Below are 22,974 nucleotides of genomic sequence, written 5' to 3' on the forward strand. Positions count from 1 at the left end.
TGAAGGATGAAGTGTAAAACGGAGAGAGAAACTATGTTTGAACCTATGGAACTAACCAACGACGCGGTGATTAAAGTCATCGGCGTCGGTGGCGGCGGCGGTAATGCCGTTGAACACATGGTGCGTGAGCGCATCGAAGGTGTTGAATTCTTCGCGGTGAATACCGACGCTCAGGCGTTGCGTAAAACGGCGGTTGGACAGACCATTCAGATTGGTAGCGGCATCACCAAAGGTCTGGGCGCGGGTGCAAACCCGGAAGTCGGTCGTAATGCGGCAGACGAAGATCGCGAAGCTCTGCGCGCAGCGCTTGACGGCGCAGACATGGTGTTTATCGCAGCTGGCATGGGCGGCGGTACCGGTACCGGTGCAGCGCCAGTGGTAGCTGAAGTCGCAAAAGATTTAGGTATCCTGACCGTTGCTGTCGTGACTAAGCCTTTCAACTTTGAAGGCAAGAAGCGTATGGCATTCGCGGAGCAGGGTATCACCGAGCTGTCCAAACACGTGGACTCTCTGATCACTATCCCGAACGACAAGCTGCTGAAAGTACTGGGCCGTGGTATCTCCCTGCTGGATGCATTTGGCGCAGCGAACGACGTGCTGAAAGGCGCAGTCCAGGGTATCGCTGAACTGATTACTCGTCCAGGCCTGATGAACGTCGACTTTGCAGACGTGCGCACCGTGATGTCCGAAATGGGCTACGCGATGATGGGTTCTGGCGTGGCGAGCGGTGAAGACCGTGCAGAAGAAGCGGCTGAAATGGCTATCTCTTCTCCGCTGCTGGAAGATATCGATCTGTCCGGCGCACGCGGCGTGCTGGTTAACATTACTGCGGGCTTCGACCTGCGTCTGGATGAGTTCGAAACCGTGGGTAACACGATTCGTGCCTTTGCATCGGATAACGCAACTGTGGTTATCGGTACCTCTCTGGACCCGGATATGAACGACGAACTGCGCGTGACCGTTGTTGCGACTGGAATTGGTATGGACAAGCGTCCTGAAATCACTCTGGTGACCAACAAACAGGTACAGCAGCCGGTAATGGATCGTTACCAGCAGCACGGTATGGCGCCGTTGACGCAAGAGCAGAAACCGGTAGCGAAAGTGGTTAACGACAATACGCCGCAAACCACGAAAGAGCCGGATTATCTGGATATCCCTGCATTCCTGCGTAAGCAAGCTGATTAAGAATTAGCTGGAATTTGGGAATTGTGGCTCTTTGTGCTAAACTGGCCCACCGAATGTATAGTACACTTCGGTTGGATAGGTAATTTGGCGAGATTATACGATGATCAAACAAAGGACTCTTAAACGTATCGTTCAGGCGACTGGCGTCGGTTTGCATACCGGCAAAAAAGTCACCCTGACATTACGCCCTGCGCCGGCCAACACCGGGGTCATCTATCGTCGCACCGACTTGAATCCTCCGGTAGATTTCCCGGCCGATGCCAAATCTGTGCGTGATACCATGCTCTGTACGTGTCTGGTCAATGAGCATGATGTGCGGATTTCAACCGTAGAGCACCTTAATGCTGCTCTGGCGGGCTTAGGTATCGATAACATCGTTATTGAAGTTAACGCCCCGGAAATCCCGATTATGGATGGCAGTGCCGCTCCGTTCGTTTACCTGCTGCTTGATGCAGGTATTGAAGAACTGAGCAGCGCCAAAAAATTTGTTCGCATCAAAGAGACCGTTCGTGTCGAAGATGGCGATAAGTGGGCTGAGTTTAAGCCGTATAATGGTTTTACGTTGGATTTCACCATCGACTTTAACCATCCGGCGATCGACTCCAGTACGCAGCGCTACGCGATGAACTTCTCTGCGGATGCGTTCATGCGCCAGATCAGCCGCGCGCGTACTTTCGGCTTCATGCGTGATATCGAATATCTGCAGTCCCGCGGCCTGTGCCTGGGCGGCAGCTTCGATTGTGCCATCGTTGTTGACGATTATCGCGTATTGAACGAAGACGGCCTGCGTTTTGAAGACGAATTCGTTCGTCACAAAATGCTCGACGCGATTGGTGACTTGTTCATGTGTGGTCACAACATTATTGGTGCATTCACCGCGTATAAATCCGGTCATGCACTGAATAACAAACTATTGCAGGCAGTCCTGGCAAAACAGGAAGCCTGGGAATATGTGACCTTCCAGGACGATGCAGAACTGCCGTTGGCGTTCAAAGCACCTTCGACTGTACTGGCATAACGACATACGCTGTCGCATAAATTCGACTGGTAAATCTGGCACTCTCTCCGGCCAGGTGAGCCAGTCGTTTTTTTATCTTCCGATTGCAAAACCACCTTATCTGAAGCGACTTTTTCCCCACCGACAGATTAAAACACCGTTCGATCGCTGCTTTCTTAAGCATATTTACCCGCGACTTGCTGTCATTACTGCTGTGGAGCGTACGCTTTAATGGTAATATTTATGCGCAAAAAAATGGTTTTGCATTTGTAACCCCAAACGCAGGGTATATCAGGTGGCAATAACGTGAGTGGAATACTGACGCGCTGGCGACAGTTAGGCAGACGGTACTTCTGGCCGCATCTCCTGTTGGGGATGGTCGCGGCTAGTTTTGGCCTGCCTGCGCTCGGTAATGCTGCTGAACCTAATACTCCCGCTAAGGCGACCGCCAGCAATCACGATCAATCTGCCAAAGTTAACTTTAGCCAGCTTGCTTTGCTGGAAGCGACCAATCGCCGCCCGAATTTTACCGTTGACTACTGGCATCAGCATGCCATTCGTACGGTCATTCGCCATCTTTCTTTTGCTATGGCTCCTCAGGCGCTGCCTGTTGCCGAAGAGCCGTTGCCAATCCAGGCGCACCATCTTGCCTTACTGAATACGCTCAGCGCGATGCTGACGCAAGAAGGCAGACCGCCCGCGGCCGTGAGTCGCGTGACATATGCCCATTTTACCTCTCAGGCCGCATTTAGCGTTCCGGTCTGGATCAGCCAGCTGCAGGGTATCCGCGCTGGCCCTCAACGCCTCAGCTAAAAAAGAACCTTCCAACTTATAATTTTTGACTCCGCACCGCGGGGCGTTTGAGATTTTATTATGCTAATCAAATTATTAACAAAAGTATTCGGTAGCCGTAACGAGCGTACGCTGCGTCGTATGCGTAAAGTGGTCAATGTCATCAATGCAATGGAACCGGAGATGGAAAAACTCTCCGATGATGAACTGAAAGCGAAGACCGCTGAATTCCGCGCCCGTCTGGAAAAAGGCGCCAGCGTTGAAAGCCTGATCCCGGAAGCGTTCGCGGTGGTCCGCGAAGCGAGTAAGCGTGTGTTCGGCATGCGTCATTTCGACGTACAGCTGCTGGGTGGTATGGTGCTTAACGATCGCTGCATCGCAGAAATGCGTACCGGTGAAGGTAAAACCCTGACCGCAACGCTGCCAGCCTACCTGAACGCTTTAAGCGGGAAAGGTGTACACGTGGTTACCGTGAACGACTATCTGGCTCAGCGTGACGCCGAAAATAACCGCCCGCTGTTTGAATTCCTCGGCATGACCGTGGGTATCAACATGTCTGGCCTGCCTGCGCCAGCCAAGCGTGAAGCCTACAATGCCGATATTACTTACGGTACCAACAACGAATACGGCTTTGACTACCTGCGCGACAACATGGCGTTTAGTCCGGAAGAGCGCGTTCAGCGTAAACTGCATTATGCGCTGGTCGATGAAGTCGACTCCATCCTGATCGATGAAGCGCGTACGCCGCTGATCATTTCCGGTCCGGCTGAAGACAGCTCGGAAATGTATAAAAAAGTGAATAAAATCATCCCGCACCTGATTCGTCAGGAGAAGGACGATTCCGACACGTTCCAGGGGGAAGGCCACTTCTCTGTTGATGAGAAAGCGCGCCAGGTCAACCTGACCGAACGTGGTCTGGTACTGATTGAAGAGCTGTTGGTTAACGAAGGCATTATGGATGAGGGCGAGTCGCTGTACTCTCCGGGCAACATTATGCTGATGCACCACGTGACTGCTGCACTGCGCGCGCACGTGCTGTTTACCCGCGACGTTGACTATATCGTGAAAGACGGCGAAGTTATCATCGTCGACGAACACACCGGTCGTACCATGCAGGGCCGCCGCTGGTCCGATGGTCTGCACCAGGCTGTTGAAGCCAAAGAAGGCGTAGATATCCAAAACGAGAACCAGACGCTGGCATCCATTACCTTCCAGAACTACTTCCGTTTGTACGAAAAACTGGCCGGTATGACCGGTACAGCAGATACTGAAGCCTTTGAATTCAGCTCCATCTACAAACTGGATACCGTTGTTGTGCCGACCAACCGCCCGATGATCCGTAAGGATTTACCGGATCTGGTGTACATGACTGAAGCGGAAAAAATTCAGGCGATCATTGAAGATATTAAAGAGCGTACCGCAAATGGCCAGCCGGTGCTGGTTGGTACTATCTCTATTGAAAAATCGGAAGTGGTTTCTAACGAGCTGAACAAGGCGGGTATCAAACACAACGTTCTGAACGCCAAGTTCCACGCCAACGAAGCCGCAATCGTCGCCCAGGCGGGTTATCCGTCCGCAGTGACTATCGCGACAAACATGGCGGGTCGTGGTACCGATATCGTGCTGGGTGGTAGCTGGCAGGCGGAAATTGCCGAGCTGGAGGACCCGACTCCAGAACAAATCGCGCAGATCAAAGCCGAGTGGCAGGTTCGCCATGATGCGGTGTTAGCTGCAGGCGGTTTACATATTATCGGTACCGAGCGTCACGAATCTCGTCGTATAGATAACCAGCTGCGTGGTCGTTCTGGTCGTCAGGGGGATGCGGGGTCTTCTCGTTTCTATCTGTCGATGGAAGATGCGCTGATGCGTATTTTTGCTTCTGACCGCGTGTCCGGCATGATGCGTAAACTGGGCATGAAGCCTGGTGAAGCGATTGAACACCCGTGGGTGACTAAAGCGATTGCAAACGCGCAGCGTAAAGTAGAAAGCCGCAACTTCGATATTCGTAAGCAACTGCTGGAATATGATGACGTTGCCAATGACCAGCGTCGCGCAATCTACACCCAGCGTAACGAACTGCTGGACGTAACTGACGTTAGCGAAACCATTAATAGCATCCGTGAGGATGTCTTCAAAGCGACGATTGATGCCTATATTCCGCCGCAGTCTCTGGAAGAAATGTGGGATATCCCGGGTCTGCAGGAACGTCTGAAAAACGACTTCGATCTGGAAATGCCTATTTCAGAGTGGCTGGATAAAGAGCCTGAGCTGCATGAGGAAACGCTGCGCGAACGTATTCTGGCAAACGCCATCGAAGTTTATCAGCGTAAAGAAGAAGTTGTGGGCGCGGAGATGATGCGTCACTTCGAAAAAGGCGTGATGCTGCAAACTCTCGATTCTCTGTGGAAAGAGCACCTTGCGGCGATGGATTACCTGCGTCAGGGTATCCACCTGCGTGGTTATGCGCAAAAAGATCCGAAGCAGGAATACAAGCGTGAATCCTTCTCTATGTTTGCATCAATGCTGGAATCACTGAAGTACGAAGTGATCAGTACCCTGAGCAAAGTTCAGGTACGTATGCCTGAAGAAGTAGAAGCGATGGAGCAGCAACGTCGTGAAGACGCTGAACGTTTAGCGCAGATGCAGCAGTTGAGCCATAAGGGTGACGATTCTGCCGCGGCAGAAGAGCTGGCAGCACAAACTGGCGATCGTAAAGTGGGTCGTAACGATCCGTGTCCTTGCGGTTCCGGCAAAAAGTACAAACAGTGCCATGGCCGCCTGAGTTAAGAAAATAACTTACTGAAAAGGCGCAGAATTCTGCGCCTTTTTTATGGACGATAAAGATGAAAATACTGCAGATCGCCGTCGGGATTATTCGCAACCAGCACCATGAAATTTTTATTACCCAGCGTGCGGCTGATGCCCACATGGCAAATAAGCTGGAGTTCCCCGGCGGGAAAATTGAAGCAGGCGAAACGCCGGAGCAGGCGCTGATTCGCGAGTTACAGGAAGAAGTAGGCATTACGCCGACTCAAAGCTCACTGTTCGAAAAGCTGGAGTACCAGTTTCCGGACCGGCATATCACTCTGTGGTTCTGGCTGGTTGAAAGCTGGGAAGGCGAACCGTGGGGGAAAGAGGGGCAACCGGCGCAGTGGATTGCGCAAGATGCTCTGAATGCAGAAGATTTTCCGCCTGCGAATGCGCCGGTAATTGAAAAGCTGATTGCTGGATAAAGGTGTTCGTAGGCCGGATTAGGCAACCCCACCATCCTGCAAATTAGGGCGGGGTCGCTACGCTTGCCCGCCCTACGTTTTAGCTGAATTACTTCTGCTCTTCACTCCAGTCGTCGTTTTCCGACAGATCACCAGAGCTTGGGATACGTTTCTCTTCTGCGGCCCACTCACCCAGATCGATTAACTGGCAGCGCTTGCTGCAGAATGGGCGAAACGGGCTGACTTCACCCCACACTACGGGTTTGCCGCAGGTTGGGCAGTTGACGATGGTTTGTTCAGACATGTTGACTCCTTAACAGCACGCCAGATCAAAATCGAGACGCTCAGGCACCTGGCCATTCTCGCTATCCAGCGGCATAAAGCGAATAGCAAAGCGGCTCTTATGACCAGAAATTTGCGGATAAAGCTGCGAATCAAGCGGCAGCTGCAAGCGAAGCAGATCGGCATCTTCGCCGTTGTCCTGATAAAAACCATTCAAGCTGGTTTGCTTACGGAATGGCGCAGAGTTGCGAATTAAATCCAGCACCAGGGACAGTGCCTGATTGAGCGGATTCAGACTTGCAAGCCATATTTCAACCTGCGCGTCGCGATGCGACTGCGGTAGATGTAACCAGATATGCAGGGTCGGCAGATCGAAACTGCAGCATCCGCCAGGAATGCTTAAACGCTGACGTACAAGGCCAATTAGACGATCTTCGCGCAGCGTCTGTCCAATACGCGGAGCTGAAATCAGAATGCTGCCCGCGCTTTTTAGCTGCTGGCGCAATGCGTCGATCCTGTTTTGATCGACGCCGGGAACTTCAACCCAGGCCTGGAGTTTACGCTGTTGTCTTTCCAGCTCTTTGAGGAGTTCGGTACGGACTTCGCCGCGTTCAAATACATCCAGTAAGTCTCCGATGTTGCGGAAAAAATGCAGTGCGCCTGCATGGTCCGCTATGGGTACATTAACGGAGAGCTGTTGGATTAAAAACTCAATGCGCAGCCATGTACGCATCTTCTCATTGAGAGGGTGTTCAAAAAGGACCTGGGTGTGCATTACGGTTTTTCCTGTGAGACAAACTGCAACGCGCATTGCAGATAGAGCGCGTGCAGGCGGGCGACATCCGAGGCGATGGCCTCCGGTGCGCCATTATTATCAATAACATCGTCTGCCACGGCCAGACGCGCTTCGCGCGTTGCCTGGGCAGCAAGAATTTGTTCAACATGCTCACGCGTGACGTCATCGCGCTGCATAGTGCGTCTGAGCTGTGTCTCGGGGGTAACATCCACCACGAGTACGCGGTTGGCTTTTTTATACAGCGAATTTTCCACCAGCAAAGGTACAACCCACAACAGATAAGGGGAGGTTGCTTGCTGAAACTGGTGCTGCGTTTCCTGCTGAATAAGCGGATGGAGCAGGGCATTCAGCCAGCTTTTCTCCTCAGGACTGGAAAAAATGCGTTCGCGTAAAATGCGTCGCTGCAACGATCCGTCGGCAGCTATAACTTCGGTACCAAAATGTTCTTCGATCGCCTTAAGGGCTGGGGTACCGGGTTCAACCACCTGGCGCGCAATAATATCTGCATCAATGACGTTTATTCCGAGGTCAGCGAACGCATTTGCAACGGTACTTTTACCACTGCCAATGCCGCCGGTTAAGGCTACCGTATACCTCATAGATGCAGATCCTGGAGTTTAAGTTTGATTATCAAACAGTTAAAAGTTAAGCGTGCGACGGCGAGGCTGCTGCAGGATTAACCTACTATTCGCCAGGTAAATTTATGGGATTGTAGCGTAAAAAAAGAGAATTTCGCAGTCTTGCGCGGCATTGATTAGTGCGTATGATAGCGTCACTGGAGTTGTGAGTTTCGATTTTTCGCCATTAACCCCAGGAATCCGCACATGCGTATCGAAGAAGATCTGAAGTTAGGTTTCAAAGACGTTCTTATCCGCCCTAAGCGTTCTACTCTCAAAAGCCGTTCCGATGTTGAGCTGGAACGTCAATTTACCTTTAAGCACTCAGGTCAGACCTGGTCCGGCGTACCGATTATTGCCGCGAACATGGACACTGTCGGGACGTTTGCCATGGCAACGGCGCTGGCATCCTTCGACATCCTGACTGCGGTACACAAACACTATTCTGTTGAAGACTGGGCTGCTTTCATCGCAGAGAGCTCTGCTGATGTGCTCAAACACGTAATGGTTTCAACCGGCACCTCTGATGCAGATTTCGAAAAAACCAAACAGATTCTGGCGCTCAACCCGGCGCTGAACTTTATCTGCATTGATGTGGCAAATGGCTACTCAGAGCATTTTGTTCAGTTTGTGTCGAAAGCGCGTGAAGCATGGCCGACAAAAACAATTTGTGCGGGCAATGTGGTTACTGGAGAAATGTGTGAAGAGCTGGTACTTTCCGGCGCGGACATTGTTAAAGTCGGCATTGGCCCGGGTTCTGTATGTACCACACGTGTAAAAACCGGCGTTGGCTACCCACAGCTTTCTGCGGTTATTGAATGTGCCGATGCAGCTCACGGTCTGGGCGGCATGATTGTCAGTGACGGCGGCTGCACAATGCCGGGTGACGTGGCAAAAGCGTTCGGCGGTGGCGCGGACTTCGTTATGCTCGGCGGTATGTTGGCCGGTCATGAAGAAAGCGGCGGCAAAATTGTTGAAGAGAACGGTGAGAAATTCATGCTGTTCTACGGCATGAGCTCTGAATCAGCCATGACGCGTCACGTCGGTGGTGTTGCACAATACCGCGCTGCGGAAGGTAAAACAGTTAAGTTGCCTCTGCGTGGCCCGGTTGATAACACTGCACGCGATATCCTTGGCGGCCTGCGTTCTGCCTGTACCTATGTCGGTGCATCTCGCCTGAAAGAACTGACCAAACGTACAACGTTTATTCGTGTACAGGAACAAGAAAACCGCGTTTTCAATAGCCTGTAAGAACAGGTAGGACTATGACATGCCGGATAAGCAGTGCGCCATCCGGCATTTGAATTTATCCCACCCCGCTCATCGCATCTCCTAAATGAAAAATCGGCAAATACATCGCAACGACCAGCGTACCGATTATCAGCCCCGTAATGACCAGTAACGCAGGCTCGAGTAGCGCAGCCAGATTCTCTGCCTGAGACAATGTTTTCTCGCCGTGGTGATGTGCGAGATTACGCAGCATTGTATCCAGCGAGCCGGAAGCCTCACCTGTTCTGACCAACTGTATGCACAATGGGCTGAATTCACCGCAATTTTTTAGCGCTAACCAGACCGGTTTTCCGGCGCTGATATCTTGATGTACCTGCGCTAAGCGTTGTGACCAGAAAGGGTTGGCCAGCGTTTCAGTGACGCTCTCAAGGCCTTGCAGAAAAGGAATACCTGCATTTTGCGTTAACGCCAGAACAGTGAAGATCTGCGTGAGCTTTTGCCCTCTCACCATCGGCCCTATGACCGGGAAGCCGAGCAGTAATTTCTGGCGCAGAGTGAGCCAGTATGGCTTCTGCTTCATCAGGTGATATGCCGCACCCGCTACCAGGCTGAATGCTCCCGCCAGCCATCCCCATTGGCTGCTAAAATGCGCGATGGCAATAATCCACTGAGTGAGTGCCGGTAGCGGGGTGTTAAACGTCTGGTAAATGGCGGCAAACTCAGGGAGTACAAACTGCAGCATCGCGAATACTACCATCACCGCCATCGTGATGATGAAAATCGGATAGCGTAGGGCTTTTTTAACTTTATCCGCCAGTTGCTGTTGATTCTTCTGCTGGCGGGCGAGTTCAAAGCAGCAGTCGTCCAGCTTACCCGTAAGCTCTCCGGTACGGATCATTGCCTGATAAAGAGGCGGAAAAACGTGTTGCCACTGAGATAGCGAGGTGGAGAGAGAAATACCCTGTTCCATATCGTGAGCCAGCGTGCGCAGTAGCGCTTGCCATTGGCTGCTGGGATGCTGTTCAGCCAGCAAAGCTAAACTTGCCGAGAGTGTTAGCCCTGCTTTCAGCAACGTCGCCAGTTGATGTATGGTTTCAGCGCTTTTTTCACGGCTCCAGTGTGAGGCTTTGACACGCATACGATTAATGCGCAGCGGCGTAATATGCCGTTGCTCGAGAGCAAGCATCAATGAGGGGCGGGTATCGGCCCAAAGTACGCCTTCCAGTGGATTACCTTCGTTGCTAATACCTTGCCAGCGCCAAAGCAGTTTAGCTGACATGGGGCATGCCCAGTACGCGTACCAACTCTTCAAATGTTGTTAACCCTTGTTCGACGGCCTTGCAACCATTTTCGAAGAGCGTGCTCATCCCCAGTTGCTGAGCATTCGATTCCACTCCGTCTACGGACGTACCGTTGGCGATGCTCTGGCGCAATGCAGGTGTCACGGGGAGAACTTCAAACAATGCCGTACGGCCATAAAATCCGTGATAGCAATGTTGGCAGCCCGGAGCCTGCCAACGAGGCAGTGGCGTAGGCCAGATCGCTTCCGGGAGCATGATCGGCGTTTCCAGGCGTTGTCGGCAATGGGGACACAATTTTCTCACCAACCGCTGCGCAATAACGAGCGTCAGCGCGGAGGCGATCATCCAGCGTGCAACCCCCATTTGCTGCAAGCGTATTAGTGTTTCTGTGGTGGAATTGGTATGTAGTGTTGATAGAACCAGATGACCGGTTTGTGCGGCTTTAAGGGCTATTTCAGCCGTTTCGCCATCACGGATTTCACCCACCATGATAATGTCGGGATCCTGACGCAGCAGCGCGCGCAATACTCCCTGAAAAGTGAGACCGGCACGTGGATGAATTTGTGTTTGGTTAAGACCTGCGATCGGGATCTCTACTGGATCTTCCACGCTACAGAGGTTAACGTCCGGAGTGTTTCGGGTCTGCAGCGCACTGTACAGCGTGACCGTTTTACCGCTTCCGGTCGGTCCGGTGACCAGAATCAGCCCCTGAGGCTGCTGCAACGCTTGTGAAAATGCTGCCAGCTGCGCGTCCTGCATTCCCAGCGCGGTGATTTCCAGCGCTTGATCGACCTGATGCAGTAGCCGTAGCACCACTTTTTCGCCAAAGCGACAGGGCAGGGTGGCGATGCGAAACGAGACCGGCTCTCCTGAAATTTCAACGGTAAACTGGCCGTCTTGCGCAAGTCGGTGCTCGGCAATATCCAGACTGCCTAAAACTTTTAGTCTGGCAGTGATGGCGATACCCATCTCGGTCGTGACGTCCGGTAAAGCATGCAGTACGCCATCCACACGTAATCTGATTCGATAGTGGTTTTCCGCTGGCTCAAAATGAATATCAGAAGCTCGTTGCACCAGAGCGGATTGAAACGTCTGATTCAGCAAATCTGCTGCGCTGGCGCTGCTTTTCGTGACCACTGCCGGGAGCATTTTCTGTGGCGTATGCGTGTGGCCTTCCATTTGTTGATGCGTCCAGCAGACGATGTCGATACGTCGGGTGGTGGCAAAATGCAGTGCGTCCAGCAATTCGTGGGACGGAGCGTCCACGACGGCGATGTGCACCACTTCATTGTCTGCATCCAGTAATATTCCCTGATGACGTTGGCACAGCGCCGTAAGTTGGGTGGTATTCATCTCTTTTCCTTAATTGATATCGAAACGGAAAACGTCTTCACAGGCCTGGTGCAATGCGCTGTCATTCTGGATAACGCAGTTACGGCTCCAGCCGGTAATACCGTTGGCATTGTCCCAACCCGGCGTCATGGTGATGCTTAACCCGTTCAGGCTTTCTTGTCCGCTGAGGCTGACCACTCCTTTTTCAACGCTCATGGCGGAGACATAACGGGTGGTGGCTGGAGAAGGGATGCCATTCGTTCCGGCATCACAGGTTGTTGTTCCGCCATGCTCCAGCGCACAGATCTCAACCGCCGTGCGATAGGGAACAAAGGTTTGCAGCATGTCTGTTAACGCGGCTTTGCGCAGATAGTTTTGATAAGCCGGAATACCGATGGCGCTAAGGATGGCAATAATGCCAATGACCACCATGAGTTCGATAAGTGTGAAGCCTCGTTGCTTGTCCATCGTTCGCTCCTTGAGTTAGCTGGCGCTACTTTGGCAAACGCTCGGGGTCACGGCGAGAGGCAAAAAACAGAACGGGAAGGCGGGTTCCGAGGATTTTTATGAAATTACAGAGTCAGACAACGTATTTGCGAAGAGGCTCGAAGAAACAGCCGTATGGCGGCGTAAACGCTTATCCGGCCGATAGAAAAACCGGCGTGATGGGCCCGATAAGTGAAAGTACTATCGGGCTAAACCATCAGTAATTAGCGAAAACGCATAGAGAGATCGAGCGCGCGAACATGCTTGGTCAGCGCGCCAACAGAGATGAAATCCACGCCGGTTTCAGCAAATTCGCGCAGAGTTTCATGAGTGACGTTACCCGACACTTCCAGACGCGCCTGGCCGTTGGTGCGTTTTACCGCTTCCCGCATTTGGTCAGTTTCGAAGTTATCGAGCATGATGATGTCGGCCCCTGCTTTCAGCGCGTCGTCCAGTTCATCCAGGCTTTCTACTTCGACTTCAACCGGCACATCCGGGTGCAGCCAGAAGGCTTTTTCAACGGCCTGACGTACCGAACCTGAAGCAATAATGTGGTTTTCTTTAATCAGGAAAGCGTCAGAAAGGCCCAGACGATGATTTGCGCCGCCGCCGCATAATACGGCGTATTTCAGCGCGGTACGTAGCCCCGGCAGAGTTTTACGTGTATCCAGTAGTTGGGTTTTTGTTCCCGCCAGCAGGTCGACATATTTACGCACCTCGCTCGCCACACCCGAAAGCGTCTGTACAAAATTAAGCGCGGTACGTTCGCCGGTTAGCAGCACGCGGGAAGGGCCGTCCAGTTCAAATAGCGGCTGATTGGCCTTAATGCTGTCGCCATCTTCGACATGCCAGGTGATGTTGACATCATCGCCAGCCAGTTGAATATAGACCTCTTCCACCCAACGTTTTCCACAAAAAACGCCATCTTCGCGGGTGATCACGGTGGCGTGGGAGCGCATCTCCGCGGGTAAAAGCTGTGCGGTGATATCGTTATTGGCATCAACTTCTCCGCCTAAATCTTCACGCAGCGCCTGAGCTACAGCGGCAGGGATATCCAGATTTATGCGTTCCAACAGCGCGTCACGTCGGTAGTCAGGGTTATAGCGGCGAGGCGGCATGATAAAACTCCAAATTGCTAACGAATCATAAGGTGGAAACATGCTACCCTGAACCTGATATGAGCACCACCAATAAGGAGATTCTGCATGTTGTTAGACGAGGGCTGGCTGGCAGAGGCGCGACGCGTTCCCTCTCCTCATTACGATTGCCGCCCAGATGACGAAAACCCTTCTCTGCTGGTGGTGCATAATATCAGCCTGCCGCCTGGCGAGTTTGGCGGCCCGTGGATCGATGCGCTGTTTACGGGCACGATTGATCCCAATGCCCATCCTTATTTTGCCGGGATCGCCCATTTGCGCGTTTCGGCACATTGTTTAATTCGCCGTGACGGTGAAATTGTGCAGTATGTCCCCTTTGATAAACGCGCCTGGCATGCTGGCGTGTCGAACTATCAAGGCCGCGAACGCTGTAATGATTTCTCAATTGGTATTGAGCTGGAAGGGACGGATACGCTGGCCTATACCGATGCGCAGTATCAGCAACTGGCAGCCGTGACGAATGCCCTGATTACGCGTTATCCGGCCATTGCCAACAACATGACAGGACATTGCAATATTGCGCCCGAGCGTAAGACCGATCCCGGGCCCTCTTTTGACTGGGCAAGGTTTCGCGCCCTGGTCACCCCCTCGTCGCACAAGGAGATGACATGACGCTGTTTACAACATTACTGGTGTTGATTGTTGAACGCCTGTTTAAGCTGGGTGAGCACTGGCAGCTTGATCACCGGGTTGAAGCTTTTTTCCGCCGGGTGAAGCATTTTTCGATGATGCGTACGGTAGGCATGGCCCTTATTGCGATGGGGGTGACGTTCCTGCTGCTGCGCGCACTTCAAGGCCTGTTGTTTAACGTGCCTTTGCTGGTGGCGTGGATCTTAATTGGTTTGCTGTGCATCGGCGCTGGCAAGACGCGTCTTCATTATCATGCCTATCTGAACGCGGCTGCTCGCGATGACGCTCACGCCCGTGAAGCGATGGCCAGCGAGCTGACCCTGATTCATGGGATTCCGCCTGAGTGCGATGAGCGTGAGTTCTTGCGCGAACTGCAGAACGCGCTGTTATGGAACAACTTTCGCTTTTATCTGGCGCCGTTATTCTGGCTGATTGTCGGTGGCCCGTGGGGACCGGTGACGCTGGTGGGTTATGCCTTTCTACGTGCCTGGCAGTCCTGGCTGGCGCGCTATCAGACGCCACACCAGCGTTTGCAATCAGGTATCGATGCGATCCTGCATGTGCTGGACTGGATCCCGGTGCGCCTGGCGGGTGTCGTCTATGCGCTGCTGGGGCACGGCGAGAAGGCGTTGCCTGCCTGGTTTGCGTCGCTGGCGGATCTGCATACTTCGCAATATCAGGTGCTTACTCGCCTTGCGCAGTTTTCTTTAGCGCGTGAACCACATACCGATAAAGTCGCAACGCCAAAAGCCGCGGTTTCGATGGCGAAGAAGACCTCGTTTGTGGTGGTGGTGGTCATTGCCGTGCTGACCATTTATGGAACATTAATTTAAGCCATTATTAGTGGATGGCGCTGCGCTTATCCGTCGAGGAAAAAAATTGGCCCGGTCGCTTTGTGCTTGCGGGCCAATCTTTCAAAGCGTATCAGCAGGCGGGATGCCAAAATCTGGCATCTCGTTTTCGTTCCAGCGTACCAGCTTCAGACGAGTGTGGCGGTTTGGGTCGTATAGTGGATCGCCCTCGATTTCAGTGTAATTTCTCGCGTGGTACACCAGCACATCTTCACCTTCCGGCGTTTGCGTAAAGCTGTTGTGCCCCGGCCCGTATTGGCGGTTTTCGTAGCTGGTGGTAAAGACCGGTCGCGGCGATTTGTGCCAGTTCTGCGGGTTGAGCGGATCGGCATTGAGATCAATCCACAATAATCCCATACAGTAGTTCTCATCGGTGGCGCTGGCGGAATAGCTGATAAACAGCTTGTCGCTGTGAACCATGACGGCCGGGCCTTCGTTGACCCAAAAACCCCGGCATTCCCAGTCATACTCTGGATGACTGAGCATTACCGGCTCGCCTTTAATCGTCCATGGATTTTCCAGTTCGGCGAGATAGATATTGGAGTTTCCGGCGATATCGGGGGATTTCTGCGCCCACAGATACCACTGTTTTCCCTGATGGTTAAAGGTGGTGGCATCAAGCGCGAAGGTTTCAAACTGCGTTTTAATCTGCCCTTTCTCTGTCCATTGACCGGTCAGCGGATCGGCGTCTGCACATTCGAGCGCAAACATACGGTGCTGGAACATCCCCAGCTTGTCGAGCGCCTGTGTGTGGGCGGCGGCAAAATAGATGTACCACTTGCCTGCCAGATGATGGATCTCAGGTGCCCAGATCAGTTGGCTCATGGGGCCGTTTTCTGGTTTGCGCCAGACGACAACCGGGATAGCGGTGCGTAACCCTTCCAGCGAGTCCGCCCGGCGGATCTCCAGACGATCGTATTCGGGCACTGAAGCAATGAAATAGTAGTGGCTACCGTCACGTAAAATAAACGGGTCGGCACGCTGTTCAATAAAGGGGTTTGGCCACTGATTCATTAGGCTTTCCTTACGTTTTCAGTCGTTTTTATATCGTGGTACTCATTCAGTTCACGGTAGTTGGCGCGGCGCTTTTCTAAATCTGTCTGGATTTGTTGCATAAACTCGCGGTCAACTTTCAGCAGACGAACTACGCCTGCGGTAATCAGGTAGCCTACACCCGGTATGATGGTAAACAGCAGCATAATACCGTTAATGGCGGAGTCGCTTTGCGCTTTCGCCCCTGCGTCGTAGCCATACCAGGAGAGCAGGAAACCAACCATCGCTCCGGCAATCGCCAGGCCCAGTTTCAGGAAGAACAGGTTGCCGGAGAAGCTGATTCCGGTGATACGTTTACCGGTTTTCCACTCGCCGTAGTCATCGACATCTGCCATCAGCGACCAGTGCAGTGGGGATGGGATCTGGTGCAGAATGTTGAGCAGGAAGTAAAGCACCATAATCATCATGGTGGCTTTAGGATCGAAGAAGTAAAACGCGCCGGAGAAAATCGCCAGGATGATATTGGTCCAGAAGAAGACTTTCAGTTTGCACCAGCGATCGGTTAACACCTTCGCCAGCATACTGCCGATCATCATGCCCACAACGCCAAGACTGATAAACAGCGTTGCGAACTGCGTGCTTTGCTGCATAACCCAGGTTACGTAGTACATGGTGGCGGCCATGCGAATAAAGCCCGGACAGACGTTACACAGGGTTAACAGCAGGATTTTTACCCACTGATCGTTCTTCCATACGTCTTTCAGGTCGGCTTTTAAATCGTCGTTAGTCGGGACGGCAGGACGTACGCGCTCACGGACGGTTGCAAAGCAAAACAGGAACATACACATGCCGATGAAGGCCAGCACTGCCATCGCCATCTGATAGCCTTTAGCTTTATCTTCCCCGCCAAACCAGTCCGCCATTGGCAGTAAGGTGAGGGAGAGCAGCAGGGTTGCAATTCCTACCAACACAAAGCGATATGACTGGCAGGCGACACGTTCCTTTGGATCGTTAGTGATGACGCTGCCGAGCGAGCAGTAAGGGATGTTGATCGCCGTATAGGTGATAGAGAGCAGGAAGTAGGTGACGAACGCATAGATTACTTTGCTGTTATACGTCCACTCAGGGGTGGTAAACATGAGTACGCTAAATAATGCGTATGGGAAAGCCATCCACAAAAGCCATGGACGAAATCGACCATATTTGCTGCGGGTGCGGTCGGCCATCGCGCCCATAATAGGGTCGGTAACGGCATCTATAACGCGTACTGAGAGCAGTAACACGCCGACCAGGGCCGGTGCCAGGCCAAAAATATCTGTGTAAAAATAGTTAACAAACAACATGATGGCGCCAAAGATGATGTTGCATCCGGCGTCGCCCATTCCATAGCCGATCTTTTCTTTCACCGTGAGCTTACTGGTTTCCATCAACTGCACTCCATTAATAAGATATGGAGATAATTATTGTCTGGCAGAGGTGTTTTTGCGTTGCAGGATAACGCCAGTGATATGGACGAAACAGTCGTGAGTGGGAAAGTGTGAGGCAGGTAACAACCCCCACCTGATGCAGGTGGGGGAGGGAGAATTAATGCGCTTTAGCTACTTTGGCGGTTTTCTGTTTGCACAAATAGCCGATGCCAAGAATGGCAATCCATACCGGGATTAAGTACACCGAAATCGCCATGCCCGGCGTCATCAGCATAATCACCAGCACTGCAGCCATGAAAATCAGACATACCCAGTTACCAAGCGGATAGAGCAGCGCCGGGAAACGGGTGGTAACGCCTTGCTGCTGTTTGGCTTTGCGGAACTTCATGTGCGCCAGGCTAATCATTGCCCAGTTGATCACCAGTGCGGAAACCACTAGCGCCATCAGCAGGCCAAAGGCGGATTCCGGTGCCAGATAGTTGATCAGTACACACAGAGCCGTAACCAGCGCGGAGACCAGAATGGTGTTCACCGGTACGCCGCGTTTGTCGACGTTCATTAGCGCTTTTGGCGCGTTACCCTGCTGTGCCAGACCGAACAGCATACGGCTGTTGCAGTATACGCAGCTGTTATACACAGAAAGGGCAGCGGTCAGCACTACGATGTTCAGAGCATTGGCAACAAAGGTGTCGCCCAGCTCGTGGAAAATAAGGACAAACGGGCTGGTATCTGCCGTGACGCGCGTCCACGGCATCAGGGAAAGCAGAACAGCCAGCGAACCTACATAGAAAATCAGGATACGGTAGATAACCTGGTTGGTTGCTTTGGGAATGCTTTGCTCCGGGTTATCGGCTTCTGCTGCGGTGATCCCGACCAGCTCCAGCCCACCGAAAGAGAACATAATAATAGCCATCATCATCACCAGACCGGTGAAGCCGTGCGGCAGGAAACCCCCCTGGCTCCACAGGTTACTGACGCTGGCCTGCGGGCCGCCGTTGCCGCTAAACAACAACCAGCCGCCGAACAGAATCATCGCAACCACGGCAATGACTTTAATAATGGCGAACCAGAACTCCATTTCCCCAAACACTTTCACGTTGGTCAGGTTGATGGCGTTGATCAGCACGAAGAAGGCTGCAGCAGAAACCCAGGTGGGGATCTCCGGATACCAGAACTGGATGTATTTACCTACGGCAGTCAGTTCAGCCATGGCAACCAGGACGTACAGTACCCAATAGTTCCAGCCAGAAGAGAAACCCGCGAAACCGCCCCAGTATTTATAAGCAAAGTGGCTAAAGGAGCCTGCAACCGGCTCTTCAACCACCATTTCACCTAACTGACGCATAATCAAAAAGGCGATAAAGCCGGCAATTGCGTAACCCAGAATAATACCCGGTCCTGCAGACTGGATAACAGATGCGCTACCGAGGAATAACCCGGTACCAATCGCGCCACCCAGCGCGATTAGCTGTATATGGCGGTTCTTAAGACCGCGCTTGAGCTGATCGCCATGCTGTTGACTTTCCATCATTAAACCTCGTGTGTGGTTTTACTCTTCATATTTCGAGTACTTATTTTTTGAACTACGCAGCAATGCGTGTGTAAGTTTGCAATTCCGTTTGTTGTATTTATTTGTTTACAGATGCTTTAGATGAAATGTTGCCTCAATGCTTTTGTCTTGATCAGAATAATGATATGCGAGCGCGAATGCACCTGCTTTATGCGGGCAAGATGACGAGTTGAATAAAAAGAAACCATTTGTAAATTCGAGTTTATCTACCACAAAATTTCCATTTTGAATTTTTATTCACTAATTGTGGCTAATGTGTCGATAAATAATCAGGTGAATCGGTTCAGATGAGATATTTTTTCGTTTCAATTCCGTTAAAACTACCCCGTGGTGGGTAAATTTAACATTTGTGCATAGTTACATGTTTGAAACGTTATTTCTGTAATGTTGTTAAAATATGCCCCCTTTACTGATTTCAATCAAAACCTGTATGGACAGAAGGTGAATACTTTGTTACTTTAGCGTCAAGAACATGAAATTGGTAAGACCAATTGACTCCGGGCAAATGGCTTAAGACAGGAAATCATGGCCTACAGCAAAATCCGCCAACCAAAACTCTCCGATGTGATTGAGCAGCAGCTGGAGTTTTTAATTCTTGAGGGGACACTTCGCCCCGGAGAAAAACTCCCACCGGAACGCGAGCTGGCAAAACAGTTCGACGTCTCCCGCCCCTCCTTACGCGAGGCGATCCAACGCCTTGAAGCGAAGGGGTTACTGCTTCGTCGTCAGGGCGGTGGCACTTTTGTTCAGAGCAGCCTGTGGCAGAGCTTTAGCGACCCACTGGTAGAGCTGCTCTCCGACCATCCTGAATCCCAGTTTGACCTGCTTGAGACGCGCCATGCGCTGGAAGGTATTGCAGCCTATTACGCTGCACTGCGCAGCACGGATGAAGACAAAACGCGTATCCGTGAACTCCACCATGCGATCGAGCTTGCTCAACAGTCCGGCGATCTTGACGGCGAATCTGACGCGGTACTCCAGTATCAAATTGCTGTCACCGAAGCGGCACATAATGTGGTGCTGCTCCATTTGCTAAGGTGTATGGAGCCGATGCTGGCCCAGAACGTTCGGCAAAACTTCGAATTGCTGTATGCGCGTCGCGAGATGCTGCCGCTGGTGAGCAGTCACCGTACCCGCATCTTTGAAGCAATTATCGCCGGGAAGCCTGAAGAAGCGCGTGAAGCGTCTCACCGTCACCTGGCGTTTATCGAAGAGATTCTGCTGGACAGGAGCCGTGAGGAAAGCCGTCGTGAACGCGCCTTACGCCGTCTGGAGCAACGAAAGAATTAGTGATTTTTCTGGCAGAACGTTAACCAGAAGATGTTGTAAATCAAGCGCTATCGAAAGGCGCGGCAACTAAACGCAGAACCTGTCTTATTACGCTCTCTGGTGAGAACGTAATGGGACAGGTTCCAGATAACTCAACGTATTAGATAGATAAGGAATACCCCCATGTCAGAACGTTTCCCAAATGACGTGGATCCGATCGAAACTCGCGACTGGCTACAGGCGATCGAATCGGTCATCCGTGAAGAAGGTGTTGAGCGTGCTCAGTATCTGATCGACCAACTGCTTTCAGAAGCTCGCAAAGGCGGCGTGAAAGTAGCGGCAGGTGCTGGGGCCAGCAATTATGTAAACACTATTGCCGTTGAAGATGAACCGGAATACCCGGGCAATCTGGAGCTGGAGCGTCGTATTCGTTCTGCTATCCGCTGGAACGCCATCATGACCGTACTGCGCGCGTCTAAAAAGGACCTCGAGCTGGGTGGCCACATGGCATCCTTCCAGTCCTCCGCAACGGTGTATGATGTTTGCTTCAACCACTTCTTCCGTGCACGCAACGAGCAGGATGGCGGCGATCTGGTTTACTTCCAGGGCCACATCTCTCCGGGCATCTACGCTCGCGCATTCCTGGAAGGTCGTCTGACTGAAGAGCAGATGAACAACTTCCGTCAGGAAGTACATGGCAAAGGCCTGTCTTCCTACCCGCACCCGAAACTGATGCCGGAATTCTGGCAGTTCCCGACCGTATCTATGGGTCTGGGCCCAATCGGTGCAATCTACCAGGCTAAATTCCTGAAATATCTGGAACACCGTGGCCTGAAAGATACCTCTAAACAAACCGTTTACGCCTTCCTGGGCGACGGCGAAATGGATGAGCCAGAATCTAAGGGTGCTATCACCATCGCGACCCGTGAGAAACTGGACAACCTGGTCTTTGTTATCAACTGTAACCTGCAGCGTCTTGACGGTCCGGTCACCGGTAACGGCAAGATTGTTAACGAACTGGAAGGCATCTTCGCGGGCGCTGGCTGGAACGTTATCAAAGTCATGTGGGGCGGTCGTTGGGATGAGCTGCTGCGTAAAGATACCAGCGGTAAACTGATCCAACTGATGAACGAAACCGTTGACGGCGACTACCAGACCTTTAAATCCAAAGATGGCGCATACGTACGTGAGCACTTCTTCGGTAAATACCCGGAAACCGCAGCTCTGGTTGCTGACTGGACTGACGAGCAGATTTGGGCTCTGAACCGTGGTGGTCACGATCCGAAGAAAGTCTACGCTGCACTGAAGAAAGCGCAGGAAACCAAAGGCAAAGCAACTGTAATCCTGGCCCATACCATCAAAGGTTACGGCATGGGTGACACCGCCGAAGGTAAAAACATCGCTCACCAGGTTAAGAAAATGAACATGGATGGCGTGCGTTATATCCGCGACCGTTTCAACGTTCCTGTGACCGATGAGCAGGTTGAAAACCTGTCTTACATCACCTTCCCGGAAGGTTCTGAAGAGCACACTTATCTGCACGCTCAGCGTCAGAAACTGCACGGCTATCTGCCTGCTCGTCAGCCGAACTTCACCGAGAAGCTGGAACTGCCTGCTCTGGAAGACTTCGGTGCGCTGCTGGAAGAGCAGAACAAAGAAATCTCCACCACTATCGCTTTCGTTCGTGCCCTGAACGTGATGCTGAAGAACAAGTCGATCAAAGATCGTCTGGTTCCGATCATCGCTGACGAAGCGCGTACTTTCGGTATGGAAGGTCTGTTCCGTCAGATCGGTATCTACAGCCCGAACGGTCAGCAGTACACCCCGCAGGACCGTGAGCAGGTTGCTTACTATAAAGAAGACGAGAAAGGTCAGATCCTGCAGGAAGGCATCAACGAACTGGGTGCTGGCGCATCCTGGCTGGCTGCTGCGACCTCCTACAGCACCAACGATCTGCCGATGATTCCGTTCTACATCTACTACTCCATGTTCGGGTTCCAGCGTATCGGTGACCTGTGCTGGCAGGCAGGCGACCAACAGGCTCGCGGCTTCCTGGTAGGGGGAACTTCTGGTCGTACGACGCTGAACGGCGAAGGTCTGCAGCACGAAGATGGTCACAGCCATATTCAGTCTCTGACTATCCCGAACTGTATCTCTTACGATCCGTCTTACGCGTACGAAGTTGCGGTCATCATGCACGATGGTCTGGAGCGTATGTACGGTGAGAAACAAGAGAACGTTTATTACTACATCACCACGCTGAACGAAAACTACCACATGCCGGCAATGCCAGCAGGTGCCGAGGAAGGTATCCGTAAAGGTATCTACAAACTCGAAACCCTCGAAGGTAAGAAAGGTAAAGTTCAGCTGCTGGGCTCCGGTTCTATCCTGCGTCACGTGCGTGAAGCAGCACAGATCCTGGCGAACGACTACGGTGTAGGTTCTGACGTTTACAGCGTAACCTCCTTCACTGAACTGGCGCGTGATGGCCAGGATTGTGAACGCTGGAACATGCTGCACCCGATGGAAACTCCGCGCGTTCCGTACATCGCTCAGGTGATGAACGACGCTCCGGCAGTGGCATCTACTGACTATATGAAACTGTTTGCCGAACAGGTTCGTACTTATGTACCGGCTGATGATTATCGCGTACTGGGTACTGACGGCTTCGGTCGCTCTGACAGCCGTGAAAACCTGCGTCACCACTTCGAAGTTGATGCTTCTTATGTGGTTGTAGCGGCCCTGGGCGAACTGGCTAAACGTGGCGAAATCGATAAGAAAGTGGTTGCTGACGCAATCATCAAATTCAACATCGATGCAGATAAAGTTAACCCGCGTCTGGCGTAA

Annotated in this window: 20 protein-coding genes; 10 read left to right on the plus strand and 10 right to left on the minus strand. The window is 52.2% G+C overall.

From position 1 onward, the window contains the following. The first annotated feature begins 33 nt into the window (after positions 1-33). The 5 genes from ftsZ (at position 34) to mutT (ending at position 6,207) form a co-directional block, all read left to right on the plus strand. A complete protein-coding gene (gene ftsZ / locus N0B36_RS11465; protein ID WP_003018753.1) occupies positions 34-1,185 on the plus strand; it encodes a cell division protein FtsZ in 1,152 nt (383 codons plus the stop codon). Between the two features lie 100 nt (positions 1,186-1,285). Continuing rightward, a complete protein-coding gene (gene lpxC, locus N0B36_RS11470) occupies positions 1,286-2,203 on the plus strand; it encodes a UDP-3-O-acyl-N-acetylglucosamine deacetylase (RefSeq protein ID WP_006686706.1) in 918 nt (305 codons plus the stop codon). Positions 2,204-2,488: 285 nt separating this feature from the next. Then, positions 2,489-2,995, plus strand: a complete 507-nt coding sequence (secM, locus tag N0B36_RS11475) for a secA translation cis-regulator SecM (RefSeq protein WP_016151701.1) — start codon at positions 2,489-2,491, stop codon at positions 2,993-2,995. Positions 2,996-3,055: 60 nt separating this feature from the next. Continuing rightward, positions 3,056-5,761: a preprotein translocase subunit SecA gene (gene secA / locus N0B36_RS11480; RefSeq protein WP_016151702.1), complete on the plus strand. Its 2,706-nt coding sequence runs from the start codon at positions 3,056-3,058 to the stop codon at positions 5,759-5,761. Positions 5,762-5,817: 56 nt separating this feature from the next. After that, on the plus strand, positions 5,818-6,207 hold the full coding sequence (gene mutT / locus N0B36_RS11485) for an 8-oxo-dGTP diphosphatase MutT (protein ID WP_046275370.1): 390 nt from the start codon (positions 5,818-5,820) through the stop codon (positions 6,205-6,207). Between the two features lie 88 nt (positions 6,208-6,295). On the opposite strand, the gene yacG is transcribed toward mutT, so the two are convergent. Genes yacG through coaE form a run of 3 tightly spaced genes read right to left on the minus strand, consistent with a single transcriptional unit; the run spans position 6,296 to position 7,863 of the window. Then, a complete protein-coding gene (gene yacG / locus N0B36_RS11490; RefSeq protein ID WP_016151704.1) occupies positions 6,296-6,490 on the minus strand; it encodes a DNA gyrase inhibitor YacG in 195 nt (64 codons plus the stop codon). A 9-nt stretch (positions 6,491-6,499) separates the two neighbouring features. Then, the gene (gene zapD, locus N0B36_RS11495) at positions 6,500-7,243 is read right to left on the minus strand and encodes a cell division protein ZapD (RefSeq protein ID WP_200108399.1); all 744 of its coding nucleotides are present in this window, start codon (positions 7,241-7,243) and stop codon (positions 6,500-6,502) included. Further along, the gene (gene coaE, locus N0B36_RS11500; protein ID WP_259687850.1) at positions 7,243-7,863 is read right to left on the minus strand and encodes a dephospho-CoA kinase; all 621 of its coding nucleotides are present in this window, start codon (positions 7,861-7,863) and stop codon (positions 7,243-7,245) included. Before coaE ends, zapD begins: the two co-directional genes overlap by 1 nt. Before the next feature lie 225 nt (positions 7,864-8,088). Between coaE and N0B36_RS11505 the strand changes: the two genes are divergently transcribed. Next, positions 8,089-9,132: a GMP reductase gene (locus N0B36_RS11505; protein WP_003829510.1), complete on the plus strand. Its 1,044-nt coding sequence runs from the start codon at positions 8,089-8,091 to the stop codon at positions 9,130-9,132. Between the two features lie 55 nt (positions 9,133-9,187). Here N0B36_RS11505 and hofC read toward each other — a convergent pair whose 3' ends face one another. The 4 genes from hofC to nadC all read right to left on the minus strand — a co-directional run bounded on the left by hofC (position 9,188) and on the right by nadC (position 13,348). Beyond that, a complete protein-coding gene (hofC, locus tag N0B36_RS11510) occupies positions 9,188-10,390 on the minus strand; it encodes a protein transport protein HofC (RefSeq protein ID WP_259687851.1) in 1,203 nt (400 codons plus the stop codon). Further along, positions 10,380-11,765: a type II secretion system protein GspE gene (gspE, locus tag N0B36_RS11515; RefSeq protein WP_181635944.1), complete on the minus strand. Its 1,386-nt coding sequence runs from the start codon at positions 11,763-11,765 to the stop codon at positions 10,380-10,382. Before gspE ends, hofC begins: the two co-directional genes overlap by 11 nt. Positions 11,766-11,774: 9 nt before the next feature. Beyond that, on the minus strand, positions 11,775-12,212 hold the full coding sequence (ppdD, locus tag N0B36_RS11520) for a prepilin peptidase-dependent pilin (protein WP_259687852.1): 438 nt from the start codon (positions 12,210-12,212) through the stop codon (positions 11,775-11,777). Between the two features lie 242 nt (positions 12,213-12,454). Further along, positions 12,455-13,348: a carboxylating nicotinate-nucleotide diphosphorylase gene (gene nadC / locus N0B36_RS11525; RefSeq protein WP_259687853.1), complete on the minus strand. Its 894-nt coding sequence runs from the start codon at positions 13,346-13,348 to the stop codon at positions 12,455-12,457. Between the two features lie 87 nt (positions 13,349-13,435). On the opposite strand from nadC, the gene ampD reads away from it, so the two are divergent. Both ampD and ampE read left to right on the plus strand, forming a co-directional pair. Further along, positions 13,436-13,999 carry a 1,6-anhydro-N-acetylmuramyl-L-alanine amidase AmpD gene (ampD, locus tag N0B36_RS11530; protein WP_016151712.1) on the plus strand — a complete coding sequence of 188 codons (564 nt, stop codon included), beginning with the start codon at positions 13,436-13,438 and terminating at the stop codon, positions 13,997-13,999. Then, entirely contained in the window at positions 13,996-14,850 is an 855-nt protein-coding gene (gene ampE / locus N0B36_RS11535) for a beta-lactamase regulator AmpE (RefSeq protein ID WP_016155697.1), read from the plus strand. Before ampD ends, ampE begins: the two co-directional genes overlap by 4 nt. An 81-nt stretch (positions 14,851-14,931) precedes the next feature. Here ampE and N0B36_RS11540 read toward each other — a convergent pair whose 3' ends face one another. From N0B36_RS11540 to aroP, 3 genes are all read right to left on the minus strand, one after another. Beyond that, entirely contained in the window at positions 14,932-15,882 is a 951-nt protein-coding gene (locus tag N0B36_RS11540) for a family 43 glycosylhydrolase (protein WP_259687854.1), read from the minus strand. Next, positions 15,882-17,288: a glycoside-pentoside-hexuronide (GPH):cation symporter gene (locus tag N0B36_RS11545; protein WP_016151715.1), complete on the minus strand. Its 1,407-nt coding sequence runs from the start codon at positions 17,286-17,288 to the stop codon at positions 15,882-15,884. Before N0B36_RS11545 ends, N0B36_RS11540 begins: the two co-directional genes overlap by 1 nt. 157 nt (positions 17,289-17,445) lie before the next feature. Next, the gene (aroP, locus tag N0B36_RS11550) at positions 17,446-18,819 is read right to left on the minus strand and encodes an aromatic amino acid transporter AroP (RefSeq protein ID WP_087121850.1); all 1,374 of its coding nucleotides are present in this window, start codon (positions 18,817-18,819) and stop codon (positions 17,446-17,448) included. A 564-nt stretch (positions 18,820-19,383) separates the two neighbouring features. On the opposite strand from aroP, the gene pdhR reads away from it, so the two are divergent. Together pdhR and aceE are read left to right on the plus strand one after the other, a co-directional pair. Further along, a complete protein-coding gene (pdhR, locus tag N0B36_RS11555; RefSeq protein ID WP_003018699.1) occupies positions 19,384-20,148 on the plus strand; it encodes a pyruvate dehydrogenase complex transcriptional repressor PdhR in 765 nt (254 codons plus the stop codon). Positions 20,149-20,310: 162 nt separating this feature from the next. Continuing rightward, entirely contained in the window at positions 20,311-22,974 is a 2,664-nt protein-coding gene (gene aceE / locus N0B36_RS11560) for a pyruvate dehydrogenase (acetyl-transferring), homodimeric type (RefSeq protein ID WP_016151717.1), read from the plus strand.

It is taken from the genome of Citrobacter sp. XY323 (genome assembly GCF_025106035.1).
In the GTDB taxonomy this organism is placed as follows: Bacteria; Pseudomonadota; Gammaproteobacteria; order Enterobacterales; family Enterobacteriaceae; genus Citrobacter; species Citrobacter braakii.

What these genes read in the sequence shown, in the direction of transcription:
- ftsZ (WP_003018753.1), top strand. Translation starts at nt 34, where the DNA reads ATGTTTGAACCTATGGAACTAACCAACGACGCGGTGATTAAAGTCATC.
- lpxC (WP_006686706.1), top strand. Translation starts at nt 1,286, where the DNA reads ATGATCAAACAAAGGACTCTTAAACGTATCGTTCAGGCGACTGGCGTC.
- secA (WP_016151702.1), top strand. Translation starts at nt 3,056, where the DNA reads ATGCTAATCAAATTATTAACAAAAGTATTCGGTAGCCGTAACGAGCGT.
- mutT (WP_046275370.1), top strand. Translation starts at nt 5,818, where the DNA reads ATGAAAATACTGCAGATCGCCGTCGGGATTATTCGCAACCAGCACCAT.
- yacG (WP_016151704.1), bottom strand. Translation starts at nt 6,490, where the DNA reads ATGTCTGAACAAACCATCGTCAACTGCCCAACCTGCGGCAAACCCGTA.
- zapD (WP_200108399.1), bottom strand. Translation starts at nt 7,243, where the DNA reads ATGCACACCCAGGTCCTTTTTGAACACCCTCTCAATGAGAAGATGCGT.
- coaE (WP_259687850.1), bottom strand. Translation starts at nt 7,863, where the DNA reads ATGAGGTATACGGTAGCCTTAACCGGCGGCATTGGCAGTGGTAAAAGT.
- N0B36_RS11505 (WP_003829510.1), top strand. Translation starts at nt 8,089, where the DNA reads ATGCGTATCGAAGAAGATCTGAAGTTAGGTTTCAAAGACGTTCTTATC.
- hofC (WP_259687851.1), bottom strand. Translation starts at nt 10,390, where the DNA reads ATGTCAGCTAAACTGCTTTGGCGCTGGCAAGGTATTAGCAACGAAGGT.
- gspE (WP_181635944.1), bottom strand. Translation starts at nt 11,765, where the DNA reads ATGAATACCACCCAACTTACGGCGCTGTGCCAACGTCATCAGGGAATA.
- ppdD (WP_259687852.1), bottom strand. Translation starts at nt 12,212, where the DNA reads ATGGACAAGCAACGAGGCTTCACACTTATCGAACTCATGGTGGTCATT.
- nadC (WP_259687853.1), bottom strand. Translation starts at nt 13,348, where the DNA reads ATGCCGCCTCGCCGCTATAACCCTGACTACCGACGTGACGCGCTGTTG.
- ampD (WP_016151712.1), top strand. Translation starts at nt 13,436, where the DNA reads ATGTTGTTAGACGAGGGCTGGCTGGCAGAGGCGCGACGCGTTCCCTCT.
- ampE (WP_016155697.1), top strand. Translation starts at nt 13,996, where the DNA reads ATGACGCTGTTTACAACATTACTGGTGTTGATTGTTGAACGCCTGTTT.
- N0B36_RS11540 (WP_259687854.1), bottom strand. Translation starts at nt 15,882, where the DNA reads ATGAATCAGTGGCCAAACCCCTTTATTGAACAGCGTGCCGACCCGTTT.
- N0B36_RS11545 (WP_016151715.1), bottom strand. Translation starts at nt 17,288, where the DNA reads ATGGAAACCAGTAAGCTCACGGTGAAAGAAAAGATCGGCTATGGAATG.
- aroP (WP_087121850.1), bottom strand. Translation starts at nt 18,819, where the DNA reads ATGATGGAAAGTCAACAGCATGGCGATCAGCTCAAGCGCGGTCTTAAG.
- pdhR (WP_003018699.1), top strand. Translation starts at nt 19,384, where the DNA reads ATGGCCTACAGCAAAATCCGCCAACCAAAACTCTCCGATGTGATTGAG.
- aceE (WP_016151717.1), top strand. Translation starts at nt 20,311, where the DNA reads ATGTCAGAACGTTTCCCAAATGACGTGGATCCGATCGAAACTCGCGAC.